Annotated in this window: 18 protein-coding genes and 1 riboswitch; of the genes, 1 reads left to right on the top strand and 17 read right to left on the bottom strand. The window is 33.3% G+C overall.

Annotated elements, in window-relative coordinates; translation table 11 throughout:
* Positions 1-22: 22 nt before the first annotated feature.
* The 5 genes from carA to D7D81_RS10395 form a co-directional block, all read right to left on the bottom strand.
* Positions 23-1,093 (bottom strand): glutamine-hydrolyzing carbamoyl-phosphate synthase small subunit, encoded by a 1,071-nt coding sequence (gene carA, locus D7D81_RS10415; RefSeq protein WP_205739178.1) that lies wholly within the window; start codon positions 1,091-1,093, stop codon positions 23-25.
* Between the two features lie 215 nt (positions 1,094-1,308).
* Positions 1,309-1,623, bottom strand: a complete 315-nt coding sequence (locus tag D7D81_RS10410) for a hypothetical protein (protein ID WP_205739177.1) — start codon at positions 1,621-1,623, stop codon at positions 1,309-1,311.
* 21 nt (positions 1,624-1,644) lie between these two features.
* A complete protein-coding gene (locus D7D81_RS10405; protein WP_125989757.1) occupies positions 1,645-2,853 on the bottom strand; it encodes a Ger(x)C family spore germination protein in 1,209 nt (402 codons plus the stop codon).
* Entirely contained in the window at positions 2,846-4,408 is a 1,563-nt protein-coding gene (locus D7D81_RS10400) for a spore germination protein (protein ID WP_125989755.1), read from the bottom strand. The genes D7D81_RS10405 and D7D81_RS10400 overlap by 8 nt, the downstream gene beginning before the upstream one ends.
* 54 nt (positions 4,409-4,462) lie before the next feature.
* Positions 4,463-5,560, bottom strand: coding sequence for a GerAB/ArcD/ProY family transporter (locus D7D81_RS10395; protein WP_125989753.1), 1,098 nt, complete (start codon positions 5,558-5,560; stop codon positions 4,463-4,465).
* Between the two features lie 156 nt (positions 5,561-5,716).
* Here D7D81_RS10395 and D7D81_RS10390 point away from each other — a divergent pair, with 156 nt between their 5' ends.
* Entirely contained in the window at positions 5,717-6,784 is a 1,068-nt protein-coding gene (locus D7D81_RS10390; RefSeq protein ID WP_164522215.1) for a GerAB/ArcD/ProY family transporter, read from the top strand.
* Between the two features lie 70 nt (positions 6,785-6,854).
* Here D7D81_RS10390 and D7D81_RS10385 read toward each other — a convergent pair whose 3' ends face one another.
* From D7D81_RS10385 to D7D81_RS10330, 12 genes are all read right to left on the bottom strand, one after another.
* On the bottom strand, positions 6,855-7,544 hold the full coding sequence (locus D7D81_RS10385; RefSeq protein ID WP_125989749.1) for a radical SAM protein: 690 nt from the start codon (positions 7,542-7,544) through the stop codon (positions 6,855-6,857).
* Positions 7,531-8,106, bottom strand: a complete 576-nt coding sequence (locus tag D7D81_RS10380; RefSeq protein WP_125989747.1) for an ECF transporter S component — start codon at positions 8,104-8,106, stop codon at positions 7,531-7,533. The genes D7D81_RS10385 and D7D81_RS10380 overlap by 14 nt, the downstream gene beginning before the upstream one ends.
* A 19-nt stretch (positions 8,107-8,125) precedes the next feature.
* Entirely contained in the window at positions 8,126-9,103 is a 978-nt protein-coding gene (locus tag D7D81_RS10375; RefSeq protein WP_125989745.1) for a nucleoside hydrolase, read from the bottom strand.
* A 132-nt stretch (positions 9,104-9,235) separates the two neighbouring features.
* A riboswitch (PreQ1 riboswitch) is annotated at positions 9,236-9,280 on the bottom strand.
* 94 nt (positions 9,281-9,374) lie between these two features.
* On the bottom strand, positions 9,375-10,715 hold the full coding sequence (locus tag D7D81_RS10370; protein ID WP_125989743.1) for a hypothetical protein: 1,341 nt from the start codon (positions 10,713-10,715) through the stop codon (positions 9,375-9,377).
* 116 nt (positions 10,716-10,831) lie between these two features.
* Positions 10,832-11,095 carry a CD3324 family protein gene (locus D7D81_RS10365; protein ID WP_125989741.1) on the bottom strand — a complete coding sequence of 88 codons (264 nt, stop codon included), beginning with the start codon at positions 11,093-11,095 and terminating at the stop codon, positions 10,832-10,834.
* 289 nt (positions 11,096-11,384) lie between these two features.
* Complete coding sequence (locus tag D7D81_RS10360) at positions 11,385-12,353, bottom strand: PfkB family carbohydrate kinase (protein WP_125989739.1); 969 nt, start codon at positions 12,351-12,353, stop codon at positions 11,385-11,387.
* 60 nt (positions 12,354-12,413) lie between these two features.
* Complete coding sequence (locus D7D81_RS10355; RefSeq protein WP_125989737.1) at positions 12,414-13,463, bottom strand: NAD(P)-dependent alcohol dehydrogenase; 1,050 nt, start codon at positions 13,461-13,463, stop codon at positions 12,414-12,416.
* A gap of 181 nt (positions 13,464-13,644) precedes the next feature.
* Entirely contained in the window at positions 13,645-14,571 is a 927-nt protein-coding gene (locus tag D7D81_RS10350) for an ABC transporter permease (protein WP_205739176.1), read from the bottom strand.
* 1 nt (position 14,572) lies between these two features.
* Entirely contained in the window at positions 14,573-16,090 is a 1,518-nt protein-coding gene (locus D7D81_RS10345) for a sugar ABC transporter ATP-binding protein (protein WP_125989733.1), read from the bottom strand.
* A gap of 72 nt (positions 16,091-16,162) precedes the next feature.
* Positions 16,163-17,128 carry a sugar ABC transporter substrate-binding protein gene (locus D7D81_RS10340; protein ID WP_164522214.1) on the bottom strand — a complete coding sequence of 322 codons (966 nt, stop codon included), beginning with the start codon at positions 17,126-17,128 and terminating at the stop codon, positions 16,163-16,165.
* Between the two features lie 371 nt (positions 17,129-17,499).
* The gene (locus tag D7D81_RS10335; protein ID WP_125989729.1) at positions 17,500-18,669 is read right to left on the bottom strand and encodes an ROK family transcriptional regulator; all 1,170 of its coding nucleotides are present in this window, start codon (positions 18,667-18,669) and stop codon (positions 17,500-17,502) included.
* A gap of 327 nt (positions 18,670-18,996) precedes the next feature.
* Positions 18,997-19,668 carry a transaldolase family protein gene (locus D7D81_RS10330; RefSeq protein WP_125989727.1) on the bottom strand — a complete coding sequence of 224 codons (672 nt, stop codon included), beginning with the start codon at positions 19,666-19,668 and terminating at the stop codon, positions 18,997-18,999.
* Positions 19,669-19,680: the final 12 nt, after the last annotated feature.

Below are 19,680 nucleotides of genomic sequence, written 5' to 3'. Positions count from 1 at the left end.
CCTAGATTTTGAGTGTGCTTTGCTAGAACATGGCAATAAATTTATCAAAAAGATAATTAGAATCTTCTGGCCCGGGACAGGCCTCTGGATGATATTGCACAGAAAAGGCTTTGTATTTCTTGTGAGATAAGCCTTCAACCGTACCATCATTTACATTAAGGTGTGTTATATCTATATCAAGCCTTTTAACTGAATTATTATCAATGGCAAACCCATGGTTTTGTGATGTAATATAAACCCTATTGCTAGCTAAATCTTTAACAGGGTGATTGGCACCTCGATGTCCAAACTTTAATTTGAAGGTTTCTGCACCACAGGCCAAACCCAGTATCTGGTGACCGAGGCAGATACCGAAAATTGCTTTCTCTCCCAATAGTTTTTTTACAGTATCTACAAGATAGGGAACATCCTGAGGGTCACCAGGGCCATTAGAAAGCATAATACCATGAGGATTTAAACCTAATATCTCATCAGCAGTTGTCCGGACTGGAACAACTGTTACCTGACAGCCTCTTTTAACAAGGGAAGTAATAATATTTTTCTTGGCTCCACAGTCAATAAGTACAACCCGGTACTTATTATCTTTACCAAGCTGGTATACCTCTTTACTGCTAACAGTACTTACCAGATCCCTTCCTGATAGAGCAGGAACAGCCTTTGCCTTATTAATTAGAGCAGTACCATCATCATCTTTTTTAGTAATTATACCTCTCATAGTACCCTCACTTCTTAACTTCCTGGTCAATGCCCTGGTATCAATACCACAAATACCTGTAACTTTATTCTGCTCCAGGTAGTCTATTAAATTACTATCCAGGCGCCAGTTTTCAGGTTCAGGACACACCTCTTTTACTATCAACCCATTGACGTGAGGGGCAGCTGATTCAAAATCATCAGTATTTATCCCATAATTCCCGATTAAAGGATAAGTCATGATCACTATTTCACCCTTATAAGACGGATCAGTCAATATTTCCTGATAACCAGTCATACTGGTATTAAAAACAATCTCACCACCTGTTTCTTCACCATAGCCAAATATTTCTCCCTCAAAGATGCTCCCATCTTCAAGAACAAGTCTTCCCTTGATCATAAAATCCCCCCGTAAAAACCAGATTTTTATTGTCAAAATATATCCCAATATACAAAAAAACCCCTGCCAGAAAATCTGACAAGGAGTTGGTATACAGAATTAACCACAGCTCAGGTCTAAAAAACACCATCCTAACTGTAGATTCATCTCCTTATTAGCCTCTCTGGACTAGTTTAAAGGATACTTTATATTCACCTAATAGAAATAGTATCATATCATATATGACTTGTCAATAAGCCTTGGATAAAAAAACTCACCGAAGGAAAATATAAATGGAAATTTTTAGATAATCCCTTTTTTGCTAATAAGCTTTCAAATATATAATCATAAAATGGTTTATACAATTTATTTAAAAAAATTGTTGGATTAGGTAGTTCCCATCCAAGAACAATTCCATAACTATATAAAATTCCAACCCCCATTAACAACGAATAGACAAAGAGCTCTTTCCAATCTTTATTTTTAATTAGATTTTTCATCTGAAAATACATTACAATAATAAAAAACAAAGTTAGTGCTATTACTTTCAATCTAATCGCTCCTATTAATTTTTATTCGATTATTGGATTAGATAACATTCCTAAACGCTTAATTGTAACTTCAACATCTACGTTTGTCACAATATTTGGATAAATTTCATCCCATTTGTCTTTGTATTTTTCTTTCCATTCTTTAGGATATCTTCTGTTGACTACTACAGAGTAACCAAAAATATCAGCCTTATATTCCTTTTGAGCCTTTTTTAAAGCCCCTTCAATTTTTTCTTTGATTTTTTCTGCTATTAATTTTTCTGCTTTTTTAACATTATCTATCTTTGTTAAGTCAAATTGCGATACTTTCTCTGAAATCTCTACATCAGTCTTAATTTTTAACTCAATACTTAAGTTCCCTTTTTTAAGTACTGGTTTTAGCTTACTACTAGCTGTAAGAAAATCTACTGACATACTTCTATCTTTATCATTTTTTTTGACTGGTACTACTATTGTACCCCGCTTCATCTCTCCAGTTACCCATAGATAACCCATTGTATCCCCCTGATTAAACCAACCCTTTAGTTTACCATTTTTAAAAACCCCCATAGCACTAAGTGCCAATATTTGCTTCTCGTCTGGATCAAGATTACTTAATAAATTTTCCTGCTCATAGGTACCCTCTGTAGGAAGTTTAGGAACATAATCAGTCATCATACCTGCTATTACATCATAATGAGGATTAGCTAATCTAATTAACATATCTTTTAAATTAATTGTATAGAAACTAGACCATTCTTCCTGATTATCTATTATTCCTTCCATTGCCTGAGCTAAAGAATTATCAAACCTGGGGGCCATTTTAAATAACTCATCTAACCTTCCTTTATAGACTAAAACCCAACTATTATATCTAATTTCAGGATTACTGGCAAAAAAATCAATAGTCTTATCAATACCCTCTTTAGCCAATTCCTCCCCAATCACTATTATATTACTATGAAACCAGACTAATTTTTTGGGAACTCTTGACCTTAGATTTTTAGCAGCCTTCATCAAAGTATCACCTGTAGCAGCAATAGTCCAGACTTGCTGCTGAGTCCCTTGCTCGGACATAGTTCCTTGCGGAGAAATTAATTGAACTCCGATTTCATATTTATTTGTTTTAGGATCTCTATCAATTGCTGTAAGATTAATAATCCCTAGTTCATCCACCTCTTTTCTATTAGCACAACCAGCACTTAACATAATAATTATTATTAATAAACTGCAAATTAATTTTTTAATCATTATCTTCACCCTGCTTATTAGAAGGGCCAGGTTTAGCATTAGTCCTAATTCTCTTCTTATCTTCTTTTGAAATAAAGGTTGATCTTTTATTCTTCATCCATTCTGGCACCTTAAAAATAGAATCTTTTAATCCTGATAAATTAATGGGGGTTATTGGAGATAAATAAGGGATACCAAAAGAGCGTAAACTTGATAAATGTATTAACAGAGCTAAAAAAGCAAAGGTTATACCAAACATACCAAAACTTCCTGCTAAAAACATAACTGGGAATCTAAGCAGTCTAATGGAAATTCCCATATTATAAGCTGGAATAATAAAAGAAGCAATTCCTGTTAAAGCTACAACAATTACCATTGCTCTGGAAACAAGTCCAGCTTGTACAGCTGCTTCCCCAATAACTAAAGCCCCAACAATACTTACTGCCTGACCAACAGGTCTTGGTAAACGTAATCCTGCTTCACGTAAAGCTTCAAAAGTAATTTCCATTAATAATGCCTCTAAAACGGAAGGAAAAGGCACTCCTGTTCTAGAAGCTACAATACTTATTAGCAGAGGAGTTGGAATCATCTCTTGGTGATATGTAGTAATCGCAACATAGATAGAAGGAGCCAATAAGGCTGTAAAAAAAGCTAATAGCCTTAACAATCTAATGACAGTTGGATATAAGAAACGTTCATAATAGTCTTCAGTAGACTGTAGAAAGTGAATAAAGACTGTGGGTAAAAGTAATACAAAAGGGGTTCCATCAATTATAATAGCTATTCGTCCTTCATTCAATGCTGAAGCCACCCCATCTGGCCGTTCAGTATTGTTCATTTGAGGAAAAGGAGAGTATGGATCATCTTCAATTAACTGTTCAATATTGGCACTTTCATTGATTATATCTATATCAATTCTTCTTATTCTCTCTCTAACCTCTTCTACTAATGCTTGCTCGACAATACCTTGTAGATAGACTATGACTACATCTGTTTTACTCACTCTACCTACTACATATTTTTCGAATTTTAAGTCAGGAGTCTTGATTCTACGCCTAATTAAGCTGATATTGGTATTATAATCCTCTGTGAACCCTTCCTTTGGTCCTCTAACAACTGTCTCAGTCTCTGGATCCTGCCCCCTGGAGTCTTCATTTTCTGTGCTTAAGGAAAAGCCTTCAGATAAATTATCTACCAATAAAATAGTTTTTCCCTCAAGTAATGCCTGTATTAATTCATCAGAATGTTCTTTAACTGTTACTCCTGCTACAGGTAATAAAGTATTTAAAATAATATTCCTAATCCCTGTAGTAGTTATATTTTCTTTAAAATTTTGATTACGAGAATTAACCATTAAATTTTTTAAAATATTATCATTAATAACTTTTTTTTCACTAATCCCACTAATATAAATAATTGCTACGTTTATCGGATGGTTAATTCCAATTTGAAATCTTTTAACCACTAAATCACTTGCTTTATCAAAGATACTTTGAATATAAACTAAGTTTTTATCTAAACTTACTTTTATCTCTACATTATTAATATCTTCTCCTTTTATGTAACGTTCTCGCAATGCTTTAAGCTTTTTTTTTTCATCTCTTTTACAGGTATAGGCTTTTTAAAATTATTACTCATTAACTACTCCCTTCCAGGTTCTAAAGAGTGCTGTTAAATATAGACAGACTGGAACAAATAATTGAACACTTAAAATACTAAAAGCATATCCAAGTTGAACATACTGCTGAAAACCAATTATTCCTTTTTCTCTCCACATTACAGTAGTAAGAGCTAGTAAAATAATAGCTAACGGAATTATGTTTAGCTTTTGATATTTTAAATTAAATACCTTAATTATAGCTTGATTACTAATCCAAAAATAAACTGCCGTCTCAATAAAGGATAAAGCAATCCATAAGGTTAACATAAAAACCTCTGCTCTATCTAGTACTTCTTCAATATTAATAAATCTAATTAACATATAAGGAGGAAAAAGCATTCTAGAAGCTAAGTCTGCCCCAAAAACCATTAAATCAACTAATACAAATAAAAATACAAATATACTACCTACCAACAAACTTAATTGTATAGTTTTACTTATACTTGATAAATCTTCAAGCAAATTATGAAAAAACAAAAATATGATAATCTGGCCGAAAAAAACCATGGGCATTATTGTGCTTTTAATAAAATTCTTAAGATCAACGGTGAATATTGGTAATAGCATCTTAAAATCAATTTCCTTTAACAAACCTATACCAATAACTATTGTGAATACAATAACTATTATAAATATGATATCACTTACTCTAAAGATCACCTCTACTCCCAAACTGACCAGATATACTGCTAAAATCATAATACCAGTTCTTAAAATATAAGCTGGTGTCATACGATAAACCATAGTTGTAACTAATATTGTAAATTGTTCTAACATAAATGATGCTATTAAAAAAGAATAAAAAAATAAGATAATATTGAACAACTTTCCTATCGTCTTACCCATAATTTTAGAACTAAAATCTAAAATGCTATCCTGAGGATATAACTTTATTAATTTTATAGTTACGAAACTAAGAATAGCAATGATTAAATATGCTGCTAATACAGCAATCCACGCAGAATTTTTAGAATACTTAACACTTACAGATAGAACCTGGATATGAGCAGCTGGTATGATTATGTTAATAAATAATAGTGCCAATTGACTTTTAGATATTTGAGGCATATTAGATTCCCCTTAAAATCTACATAGCATTATTTTGTACAATTTTAAATTTAAATATTAATATAATAAAATTTTGATTGAAAGTAAAAGTTATTAATTATATGTCTTTTGTTAATAATAAGTACATATAATTATTCATACTTGGAGTGGAAAAAAGTGAAAGAAAAGATAAGTACTTATCAAGTCTTTTGGCTAAGCCTGGCAATAGTACTCCCTACTCTTGTTTTAATAGTCCCCAGAACCTTAGCAGAATCAGAAAAATTAGGTTGGGCTGCTGCTATTTTGGCAGGAATTAGTACAGGAGTTATTCAATATATTCTTTTAAAGTTAAGTTTTAATTTTTCCGACAAAAGTGTTATTCAGGACTGCATGTCTTTATTTGGTTCTATATTAGGGAGAATAATCATTTTACCTTTTGTTTTAATAATATTATTTGATACTACCTTAATATTATATGAAATTGTAGCCTTTGTTACAGTTGTAATGCCCAATACCTCTCCTATAATAATATCAATTGCTTTAGCAATATTAGCAAGCTATGCAACTTATACTGGGTTTGAAAGTTTAACTAGAATAAGTGTAATTGCCATGTTTATAATGTTATCTGGTACAATTATTATACTTATTATTACAGCTTTTAATACTAACTTATTTGATTTTAATCGTTTAAGACCAGTAGTATTTGATCTTAAAACAATAATTAGAGGAAGTATAGTTTCAGCTGACTGGTTTAGACTAATTTTAACTCTTTTATTATTATTTACACCTTATTTAAAGAATAAAAATAAAGCCCTTAAAGCAAGCATACTAGGTAATTTATTTATTCAATTAATAATTGTTATTCTATTTATTATTTCTATTGCTGTCTTTGAAATTGATTTAACTAAAAATATGGATTTCCCCTTTTATGCCCTGACCAAATTAACCACAACAGGTAATGAAATTGTTATTTTTGTGATCTGGTTAATTGCAACCACAATAAAATTAGCAATTTTTTATTTTGCTTCTGTTTTTTCAGTAGCTGAATGGTCTAAAATAAATAATTATAAAAACATAATTATTCCAGTAAGTTTCTTGTTAACAATAATGTCAATATTCAATTTTGATATTTCAACTCCTGCAGAAATTATCGCAACTTACACAACAGGAAATCTATTATTACTTTATATACCAACCTATATTATCCTAATTATATTTTACTTTATCTTAGGATTCAGCAAGTAATCACCAATACTTTTCTTATTCCCCCCTTTTCTTTAATATTATTAGTAAATTACACCACAGCTCAAGGACTTTAGTCCCCTACTCCAAAATCAGTATTCAAATACAAAACTTCAACAGAGGGATCTTCTTCTAAATAACTGTATTTTTCCATAAACCATTTTACTAATTCTTCATCCCGTCTCACATCAGTGGTATTATTGGTATATACATTAATTGTACCTAATTCAAAATATTCTTTAAGGATACGTATGTCATCATCAATCATTTCCTTACTCTGTCCTCTGATCCCTACCATAATACAGGGGGAATCAAAATACTCTCGAACTTCCTGGGGTGTTTTAAAATCTGCCTGCTTGTTCAAAAACTTCTGACGAAATTCATTATCAAAAGTCTCTACACCGATTTTAAAGATAATGGGTATTCCCATAAAATCCCTCATTTCCTGGAGTTTATGACGGTAGATCCAATGACTTTCCAGAAATAATTGTTTAATATCCTTTTCTTTTATAATACTACGAATCAGCCTTAAGGTCTTTTCTGGTATTTCAAAACAGCTTCCAGAATTAATAACTTCCAATACCCCAAACTCCCCTGTCACCTGAGAAAGTACTTTACTATTTATCTCGATCATTTCCTGCAAATCTGTAGAGTTATCTTCAGTATAATCACAAAATGTGCATTTTCCCCAGGCACAAGGATATCCCTTAAGTAAGACAATCTCTCTACAGTTCTTATTAATTATTCTACTATAGCGTTCCACTATATTTCTCTCCTTTAATATGAGTCTTTAAATCAACTGGCATAGCAGCAAGAACTGCACAGACCAGAACCACTGCCAGAAAGCGGTCTAAATAATCAGTAAAAATTTGGACTATAAATACACTCACTGTCATATTGAATCCAAATTTATGTAGTAACTGAACAAGGATTGATGAACCAGAAGAAGTGACCCCTCCAAACAAAAATGCTGTAATGCTAGAACTTACTATAGTCCCCGGGATTGTTATGGCCAGTGTTCCAAGCGGAAGCATCCATTTTTTCATATAAACAGTTTGAAACAGTATACCGGACATTATTCCTGTAATAATCTGTACTGGTGTAAAATACAGGGCATATATATCTGTAGATATCCCACTAATAATCCCACTGATCAAACCTGGAAAGATTCCATAGATGGGACCTAGCAGTCCACCTACCATGATGGTTCCAATTGTATCTAAATAAACTGGCAATCTCAAAACCAAAGCAATAGTTCCCCCAATATAATTTAAGACAGCCCCCAGGGCAACAAGACATATTGGCAATACCGCTGTTTTTTTCATTATAATAATCCTCCTGTTCTTACTTCAAAATTTCTTCTAAGACAGATCCAACTTCCGCTTTATCTGCTCCAAAAACTTTAGCTAAAAAAATCTTCATAAATTCATGATGATCTACTTCTGTCAAAACATAACTATTCTCCTTCTTTTTCCAGAAACCCATGGTATCAACTATTGTCTGCCCCATACTTATTCCCTCTGTTTCAATAGTTGTAAAAGCCTCAAAACCACTACACAATTCACGATTAATAAAATACGCTACTGCTAAAGGATCATTTATTACACAGCCAATTATCCCTTCATGTTTCCAATGAAAGTCATAATAAAAGCCAGTTATATTTTTTACAAACTCACCTTTATGGGGATCAAGCCTTTGCATATATTCTAATATATTTGGAGTCAGCACAATCTTTCTTGTTACGTCCAGACCAACCATATGAATCCTTTTGTCTAGTTTTTCATAGACCTCTCTGGCCCCATGGGGGTCACACCAATAATTATATTCTGCAACTGGTGAACAATTGCCATGACTCCTATAATTACCGCCCATACTTATAAACTCATCCAGTCTTTTAAAAGCCTCCCTATCTTGCTGGAGTCCTTTGGCGATATTTGTCAAAGGTCCTAAGGCAATAATAGATACCTTTTCATCCTGGTAGAGGGCCTCACAAATAAACTTTACTGCACCGGCTTTCGGTCTTACCTCATTTACAGCAGAATAATTTGTTTCACCTAAACCATCCATTCCATGGGTGTCCTGAGCACTGATATATGCCCTTTTAAGAGGGGTATTCTCTCCTAAATAAACAGGGATGTCTAAGCGATTCATCAGTCTTAATACCTTCAGTGCATTTTCTGCCCCCTCTTTAACAGGAACATTTCCAGATACAATCGTAATACCTAACACTTCCAACTCTGGTGAAGCAACTGCCAACATAAGAGCCAGAGCATCATCAATTCCCGGGTCACAATCAATAATCACCTTTCTTTTAGCATTCATTCTCCAATCTCCTTTCTTCCTCTAGCCTCTACGAAAAGCAATACGGAACTAAATACAAAAAACGCTGTCTCCCTAAGGATAACAGCGCTAAATAAACACAAGTAACCTTGTGTTTGAATCATTCTGTATTTTCAATCCTTAGTTTTTTATACTGGGAGGGTCTCGAACCAGTCCAAGGTTGATACCTTGATTTTGTAAATTCATGAACCCATTATAGCAAAAAGCAACTTAGGAATCAAGAAATCTTCCACATAAATTAAGATTAAATTATTTATATTAATATGCCATTTTCCAAAAAACTTGACCATGTATTTGCCACTATTTCAGAAATACTTTTAGCGGTTTCTCTATTTAACGGCATTACACGTCCATGATATTGATAGTAAATTAAATTTGACCAAAGGACTTCATAACCACCCTTATCATATTCTTGCGCTGTAGGTAAATAGCTACTTGTTCCATTTACATACCCACTAAAAAACAAAAGTGGAGTTTTGGCCCGTTTTTCAATATCTAAAGCAATTTGGCACATTACCTCATTTGCAATACCACATAAACAGCCATCATTTAAGACAAAATACTGAATTTCAATATCTGCTTTTTGTATATGAACATTTTGCCTGTTGAGCCTATCCACCTCAAATAACCAACTCGTACCGTCTATACCAGCTTTTTTTTGAGCTTCGTTAGCAATAGCAATTGCTTTTTCCTTTGTTGGAACATCTGCCTTAAAAACATGGCTTTCAGAAAACATAGCTAGTCGATATAGTGAAACTGGGTGTACTTGCTTCCAAATGCTATCAACAGAATAATATATAGACTGTGCCATCTGATCCAATGCAGCTATACTTTGTTGAAAATATTTTTGCTTTTCTTCTACTGAATAGGATTTCATGGACGCCTCGAACCCGTGGACTTCCAGATATTCTGCATTTTCTTGTTGATATTTTGGACGAATATCACCAGCAGCCCCCTGTATCATCATCACCTTGCAACCATATCTTGCTTCAAGCAAATCTCTTGTTGTAGCAAAATAATCCGCTGATATTTTGTAATTGTCACTGCATAAAACATTTGCATGGGCGGAAACTCGTAGCAATAACAGTTTAGGAATGTCTGCATTATCAGAAAATTTCAAAACACCTAATCGTTTATCTACAATAGATTGCTGACCTCGACGATTAAGCCCAATGTCACCTTCTGCTACTCCCCAGCCAACTTTAAGCGTAGACGTTGTAGACTGAGCCTTTTTTACAGCTGAAAGAACTTGTTTACAAACAAAGGTATAGTATCTTTCATCAATACCAGCATTAGGTGCAGAATGAGTATGAGAAAAACAAACCATGACTTTTTCTCGTAATTGACCTATTTCATTGGCAATAAGGTCGCGGAGTTTATTTGTTAAAGCAACAGTAAACCCAAGACTATCAATCGTTATCAAACAGCATTTTTCTTTTGCTGATTTGCCAATAAGAACTTGAGCCTTTAATTTATGCCATACTCCCTTAGAAGTATTATCAACGCGGTCAAAGCCCACCAACTCAACTGGCCAATCGGGAGTAATATCTACATCTGAATATCCGAATTGCACAGGGCAATTATTTTTAAGCATCGTATCCACCTCCTTGAACAAATACTATCAAAATAGCACAGACATCTCAATATATTAAACTTTACAGAAACATTTTATACATAAATATGAGGGCCATATATTGCGGCCCCCATACATTATTTGCTATATATAATCTTTCTTATAGTATGAACGGAAAGAGAATAAATTTCAGCCAAATCTTCAATAGATAATCCCTTAGAGAAGTCTCGCCGGATTCTTTCATTTCGTTCATCTAATTCTATTCGTAACCCTGAAAGTTCTCCCCATTTTTTATGCTGGTCTTTTTTTGAAGGGATATATAGATAAGCACCTTGAATATATTCTTGCAATTCCTCGACCAAGCTATCAGGAAGAACCATGGTTGCATTAAGATATTTCATGCAGACTCACTCCTTGAATTTTAATCTTCAAGTTGCAAAGCCAGCATAGATAAGCACCTGTTTACTCCATGCAAGCGGTACTCAAAACTACTGACCTTGCATGGAGTAGAACATCATTTCGTTTCTTTTTATTTATACACATTATTTTCACCGCCTATATTAAAAAATACTATTACACGTTTTCTGTTTCATTATAATACAGTATAAAACTTAGCGCAAGTAAACGAATATGAATTGTTTAACAGGCGATTCTGTTTTTATTTCATTATATATTATGTATATCTAATTTTTATTTACTTTTTAATAATTGATTTACAGAATCCAAATTCGGTAGAGAAGATATGGCTCCTTTCCCCTTAGTTGTTAGAGCACCAACTGCATTTGCAAAAAGTGCCATATTTTCTAACATAGACTCACTTAATAGATTTAAATCACTAACATTATTTTTGATCAACTGAAAAAGAACACCGGCTACAAAACCATCACCAGCACCGGTTGTATCCTGAACCTTTACTTTAAACCCCGGAACAATTTTACTGTTTTTACCATCATAAAAATAACTCCCCTTAGCTCCTAAGGTCACAAAAATTAATTTAGGTCCATGCGCCATAATTTTTTTGGCTCCTAAATTGATTTCTTTTTCATCTGTTATAAATTCTAACTCTTCTTCCGATAATTTTACTAGATCGGCTGTTTTAAGGCCTGCTATGATCCACTGCTTTGCTGTCCGTACATCTGGCCATAAAGGCCTTCTTAAATTCGGATCATAAGAAACCAGAATTCCCATATTTTTTGCCAGTTGAGCCATTTTTAAAGTTGTATCTCTTACTGGCTGATTAATTAAACTAATTGACCCATGGTGAAAAATCTTAGCTGTTTTAAATAATTCAAGATCAACCTCATCCCATTGATATAACATATCTGCACCTGGATCCCTGTAAAAGGTAAAATCACGGTCACCTGTCTCATCAAGTGTTACAAAGGCTAAAGTTGTTTTAGCTTCATCAGTCTGGATAATAGCCTTAGTTTCAACTCCATTATCCTCTAATGTTTCGATTAATAATCCCCCAAAAGGGTCTCTACCTACTTTCCCCAAAAATGCACTACTCAAACCTAATCTGGCAATACCTACTGCAACATTAGCCGGTGCTCCACCAGGCATTCTTAAAAAGCCCTCATTTTCTTTTGAAGATAAACCCTTTTTCAAAGGCACAAAATCAATTAACATTTCACCCATCGTAATAATATCTACTGCCATCGTCCCATCCCCTTTAAAATAAAAGTACTTATAATAATCACTAGTTTATTATCTGTATTTTTATTCGTTAATTTTAATAACAGCTTTAACAATGTCTGCCTTATTTTGAACACTATAATCCATTGCTTTCTGCACATCATCCAGCTTAAAAACATCTGTTATAATTCCCTTTAAATCTATCTTACCCTCTGCCACAGCTTCAATAGCCATGGGATAAATGTGACGATAACGAAATACAGTCTTAAAAGTCAACTCCTTATCTAACACTAAGCTCATTGGTAGTGTCATTTCTCCACTCTTACTATAGCCAACCAGTACAATATTAGCCCCTTTTTTAGTTATCTGGATTGCTTGCCTAGTAGTTATTTCAGTTCCTGCTGTTTCAATTGCAAGATCACACCCTACACCACCAGTTAATTCCTGTAGCTTTTCTACTACCTCCTCTTCTTTGGCGTTTATTACACCTGTTGCACCCAATTCTAAGGCCTTTTCCAAACGTTTCTGCATAATATCAACAACATATACTTTGGAAAGCCCCATTGCCTTTAGAGCCATCAGCGAAACAAGCCCTATACACCCGGCCCCCATAACAACAGCAGTCTGACCGATCTGTGCTTCACCCTGTAGTGCAGCATGAAAACCTACGGCCAGCGGTTCAATAAGCGCACCTTCTAACGTGCTTACATTCTCAGGTAATTTAAAACAAAGATCTGCTTGATATACCACATACTCCTGAAATACTCCATCAACCGGTGGTGTGGCAAAAAAGATTACCTCTGGACACAGATTATATCTGCCAGTTTTGCAAAACTCACAATGACCACAGGTTTTTCCAGGCTCTAAAGCTACCTTATCACCTGGTTTTAAATAGCTTACATCTTCTCCAACTTCTACTACTATCCCACCTGGTTCATGCCCCAGAACAAAAGGGGGTTCAACTACATAATCACCAATTGCTCCCTGTTCATAATAATGCAGGTCAGAACCACAAATTCCTACATATTCTAATTTAACCAGAACTTCGTCTCTTTGGGGTTTAGGAATATCCCTTTCTGTTAATTCCATTCCTCCAATTCCAGTCATAACTGCTACTTTCATTTTATCACTCATTTTATTCCACTCCCCTTTAATCTCCATTATTTCATTTTTACCAATTCAAATTCTTGATTTGCTCATTAATTCTACTTAAAATTAGTTTTACTATTTTTCAGCAATCTTTTATTTTTAATATTCATCTAATTTCCTTCTATTTAAAAATATAATTATATAAGTTATAATTAATAAATTTATTTTATGATGATTTTACAACATATTTTTGGTAACTATCAAAGCCTACTGCAAATAATAACACAAGTCCTTTAATAACTAATTGATAATACTGGCTGACATTCATTAATACCAGGCCATTACTTAAAACCCCCATTATTAAAACACCAGCAATTACATGAAACATTTTACCATAACCACCATTAATACTGACCCCTCCCAAAACAACAGCTGTTAAAACATCCAGTTCAAAACCTTTACCTGCAATTGCCTGACCAGAATTAGTCCTTGATAACATCAAAATTCCAGCAATTCCAGCAAATAAACCTGACAAACTATAGACCAGATACTTAACTCTCTTAACATTTATTCCAGAAAGTTCAGCAGCCTCCTCATTACCACCAACTGCATAAAAATGCCTTCCAAAATAGGTTTTATTTAAAATAAAAGCACCAATTAGCATAATTATAATCATAATAATAACTGGAACGGGTATAAAACTAATATAGCCCTGGCCAATAACAGAAAAAGATTTTGGGAAACCAAAAATTGGTATGCCGCCAGAAATAATATAGGCTAAACCCTCAAGAATAGTCAAACTAGCCAGAGTAACAATTAAAGGTGGCATTTTGATATTAGCAATTATCCAACCATTTAAAAAACCTACAGAAGTACTAACTGTCAGTGCAATTAAAATTGCAAAGACAGGATTTAAACCTGCCTTAGCCATAAACCAAGCTGCAATAATATTAACCAGACTAATTTGAGAACCAACAGAAAGGTCAATACCACCTAGTAGTAAAACAAAGGCCATCCCCACTGAAGTAATTCCTAGCATAGATATTTGTCTTGTTACATTAATTAGATTACCAAAAGTTAAAAATGCATTTGTAGTTAAAGTAAAAAATAATATTAATACTAGTAGTGCTACAAATATTCCATACTTCCTCATTTTATTGAGGTTCATTAAAATCACTCTCTCTTTCAATTTTGGATGCATAATTTAATATTTTTTCCTGGCTAAATTCACTTTTTTCTAAAGAACCTGTAATTTCTCCTTCGGCTAAAACTATTATCCTATCTGACATTCCAATCAATTCTTCCATTTCTGAGGAAATTAAAATAATTGTCTTTCCTTGAGAAACCAAATCATTGATTAATTTGTAAATTTCAAATTTTGCCCCAACATCTATTCCTCTGGTAGGTTCATCCAAAATAATAAGCTCCGGTTTAGAAGCCAGCCATTTCGCCAGAATAACTTTTTGCTGATTACCACCACTTAAATTCTTAACCTTTTGGCCTAGATCTGGTGTTTTAATATTCAACTTATTTTTATAATCCTTAGAAATACTAATCTCTTTATTCTTATTAACTACAAAATAAGATGAGATTTTTTTAAGAATAGACATTACAATATTACCCTTAATGTCTAAATCTAAAAGTGCCCCCTGCTGTTTTCTATCTTCTGGTACTAATGCTATCCCATAACTAATAGCTTCCTGAGGTGATTTAGGAGAGATTTTTTTCCCTTTGTAAATCATATCTCCCGCTGTTATTTTTTTAACTCCAAAAATTAGTTCTGCCAATTCTGTACGACCAGCCCCAATTAAACCGCCAAAGCCAAGAACTTCTCCTCGACGAAGCTTGAAGGAACAGTCTTTAACACCATTCCCTGTTAGATGATTAACTTCCAATAGCACTTCATCACTAATCTCTGTCTCTCTCCTGGGAAAGGTTTCTTTAAGCTCTCTGCCAACCATTAAACTTATCAAATGATCAACATTTGTTTCTGAAGTCAAAAGACTATCGATTACCACTCCATCTCGAATAACAGTAACTCTATCAGCCAATCGAAAAACCTCATCTAATCTATGAGAAATATATATTATTGTTACTCCTCTTTCTTTAAGTTTATCTACCATAACAAATAAGTGTTTCAACTCTGATTTAGTCAAAGGGGCAGAGGGTTCATCCATAATTAAAATTCTAGCCTTCTTAGATAAAGCTTTAGCAATCTCAACTATCTGTTGATAACCTACTGTTAAATCTTTTACTAGGGATTTAGGATTAATATCAATATTAAGTTGATCAAAAATTTCTTTAGATTTCTTGACCATTGCTTCTTCATCAATTACTATACCATTTCTAATGGCACTCCCTAAGAAAATATTTTCAGCAACACTTAATTCGCCAACAAGGTTAAATTCCTGGTAGATTACAGAAATTCCATTTTCTTCAGAACTTTTAGGAGACATTTTAGTAAATTCTTTGCCATCTATAATTATTTTCCCTTTATTTGGTGTTATTGCACCAGTACAGGTTTTAATTAAAGTTGATTTTCCTGCACCATTTTCTCCAACTAAAGCATGAACCTCACCTTCTTTGATATCCAGTGAAACATTATCAAGTGCTACAACACCCGGATATTTTTTAGTAATATTTTTTAATTGGAGTATAGTATTATCTTTCATGATATAACTCCCCTTATTTATTTTTACAGACAGCCCTATTAAATTAATAGAGCTGTCTGTTTAAAAATATTTTTAATTATTGCTCTGAATATATTTATCTACATTTTCCTTAGTAACTGGAATCATTTCCCTATAAACAATATGTGGAACTTCTTCTCCAGCCATCATTTTTTCTAAATACCCATAAATTACTTCTGCCATTTTTGGTGGTTTACCAGTATTTAAAACTGACATTCTGATAGCTTCATCATTAACCATTGCTTCTAATTCCTGATCAGTCCCATCAACAGCAAAAATACCAAAATCTTTACTTAATTTACCGGCAGCTTTAACTCCTTCATTTGCTCCAACTGCCCCACCACCACCGATGGCACAAATAACTTTCATATCTGGATGAGCCTGCAAAAATGTTTCAGTTTTATTAATACCTTCAACTGGGTTAATAGCACTTGACTCTGCCACAATTTCTGCCCCGGGAGCATTTTTCTTTAAGCCATCAACAATACCATTTCCTCTTGCAAGTAAAATTTCCATTTGCGGATAATTTAAAATCCCGACTTCAGCTTTTCCGCCTAGTTTTTCGTTAATCCAATCTGCCGCATATTTACCAACCATCTGACCAATTTTATAATTATCAATTAGCCAGCATAAATCGGCATTTTCTATATTTTCATCCCAGCAAAATATCTTAACTCCATTTTCTCTTGCCCTGGCTAAAGGTTTCTCTACTGAATTCTTTTCGACCGGGTGAATAATCAAGGCATCAACACCACTGGCTATAAAATTTTCGATCTGATTTACCTGTTTACCGGCATTGTTAGAACTATCAACAACAGTAAATTCTCCACCTTCAGCCTTAATTATTTTTTTGAGTTCAGCAGCCGTTGCTGCCCAAATCTGGTTACTTAAATCCTGAACAGTCATTCCTACGCGAAATTTTGGTGCAGCAACGATTTTAGCAGTATCAAGTAAAACACAAGTAAATAAAATAGCAAAAACCAACAAAAACAACATAAAAAATGAACTAAATTTTTTCATTAAATGTCCCTCCATTTTTTTAATTCATTGTAATCATGATCACATGTCAAATTCCAAACCAAAATACATACCTACCAACTATGTAGCTAAACCAACACCTCCTCTCAATTACCTGAATACTCTTCCATTTTTACCAGGACTTATAACTTCATTTTAATAAGGATAATTCTTTAGTATTTTTTAATTATTAAATACATTAATATTATCTTTATTAAACTCCTTAAATAAGTACTTATATATTACCATTTATTTTGAATTGTGTCAACAATTTTTTGATGTTTAAATAAATTGTATAAAAAATACCTCTCTAATAATTTGAAAACTTCTATCAATTTATTAGAGAGATAAAATAGTATAGATTTATTATATTTTTAAACTTTGCAAATATATGACTCTACTTGTTGCAGCGCAGCACCTAAAGCAGATGCTTCAATAGGATAAAGACAGGGTTTAAGATAAGAGCCATCTGACTCAAATGTATTTAATTTAGCTGCCTTCTCTCTTAATTTCGAAATATATGGTTCAATAAAACTTCCGACATAACCACCAATAATTATCGTACAATCAAAAACCATTCTCAAATTATTTACCTCAATTGCCAGTAAAGAAAGGTATTCATCCCAGATTTGATATAATTTTTCATCCCCCTTTTCAAGTTTTTTAAAGAATTCTTCTAATTTACCATCAGTATATTTAGCAAGGGCTTTAGCTGAGCAATAAGCATCAAAACAGCCCTTTTTACCGCAATAACATTGTTTTCCATCTGGTATCAATGTCATATGACCAAACTCACCACCCCGCCAGTTATCTCCCAAATATAATAAATCATTCATATTATTGATGATGTTATCCCCCAGGTACGGCCGTCTTTCCTCAATAATTGCACCACCAACACTATTACTAAGTGAAAGATATACTGCATTAAACCTATTCTCAATATGATACATTTCGGCAATACTGGCCGCATTGGCATCATTAATAAAAACACATTTATATGGAATAAACTCAGAAAAATTATCATAATCAATATCTGAAACACTAAGAGCATGGGAATAAGCAATCCTTTCTTTCTTATCATCGATAATACCGGGAATTGAAATTCCAGCTCCCAGAAACTCATTATCTGAAATCCCTTCTTTTTTAAGAAATCCAAGAGCAATATTAGCCATTTCCTTATAATACTCTTTACTATGAGTATATGGATAATAAATGCGCCTATGTCTTAATACTTCACCAGATAAATTAGTCAAAACAAGACCAATATGATTTTGGGTAATATCAATTCCTAAGGCATAATAAGCATCTTTTATCGAGGCAATAGCCACTGCCTTTCGCCCACCTGTAGACTTAAATTCTCCAACTTCTTGAACTAGACCTTTTTCTATTAATTCATTAATATTTTGAAGAACTGTTGGCATACTAATTCCTAACTCTACTGATATATCAGGTTTGGAAACACGATCATTATTATTAACATATCTAAAAATACGATTCCGATTAATCCTTTTTATTTCCATATTGCTTACTCTTTTCCCACTCATATTTACCACCTTCATCACTTTATTAAAGTATTTACGATAGTCTTAGTATAACATTTTAATATATTAGATACAAGCATATTAGTTATATTTTTCACAAATAAAAATATAATTTATTCACATTAATGCTTTGTGTAAGCCAATTATATTAATGGAGCGACTCTAACTTTTTGTGGAGGCAGGATGCCGGAACAAAAAGTTGTGACAGAGAACGAAGGTACGGATACCGTAGTGAACGACAAGCGGAATTAATATAATTGCTGAAACGGAAAAGTGCAATATACAATCCTGTTAGAATTTCTAACAGGATTGGTTATAATTTAATAAATTTTATTTCACTTCTGAATCAAGTTCAAATTTTTTATATACACTGTCCCAGTCTTCTCTAAAGATAGCCACTGCTCTGTCTGTTAAATGGTGTCTGTGGGACTGAAGCATTATCTCAGGACTTAAGGTCATTGCCCTTACACCGGTTTTAAGTAATTCTTTAACTTGATTTGAAGTTTTAATACTTGCTGCAATTATTTTGGCCAAATATTGATGTTTATCAATAATATATTTCATCTCTTTTACTAACTTAACCCCAGACTGTTCGATACTATCAAGACGACTTACATAAGGAGCTAAATAACTAGCACCGGCTTTGGCCGCAGACAAGGCCTGAGTAAGAGAAAAAATAGCTGTCGCAGTAACTTTAATTCTAGCTGTATCAATTTCTTTTATAGCAGCAAGTCCCTGTTCGCTAACAGGTATCTTAACAATTATTTTATCAGAGATACTATGTAATCTCTCTGCTTCCTTAATAATATCTTCTTTTAGAGCAGATATAACCTGTACATGCAGGTATTTATCACTTAATACTAATAGCTCATCCAACAATTTAAACAATGGCTTTCTTTCTGTCGAAATAATTGATGGATTAACTGTTACACCATCAATGGGCAGCCACTTTTTTAATTCTTTGATTGTTTTTACATTAGCACTGTCAACATAAAGTTCCATAATACACCTCCA

Source organism: Halocella sp. SP3-1 (assembly GCF_003953885.1).
Classification (GTDB): domain Bacteria; phylum Bacillota; class Halanaerobiia; order Halanaerobiales; family DTU029; genus Iocasia; species Iocasia fonsfrigidae.
The sequence above is the reverse complement of the archived record's forward strand: the minus strand, read 5'-3'. Positions and strand labels throughout refer to the sequence as shown.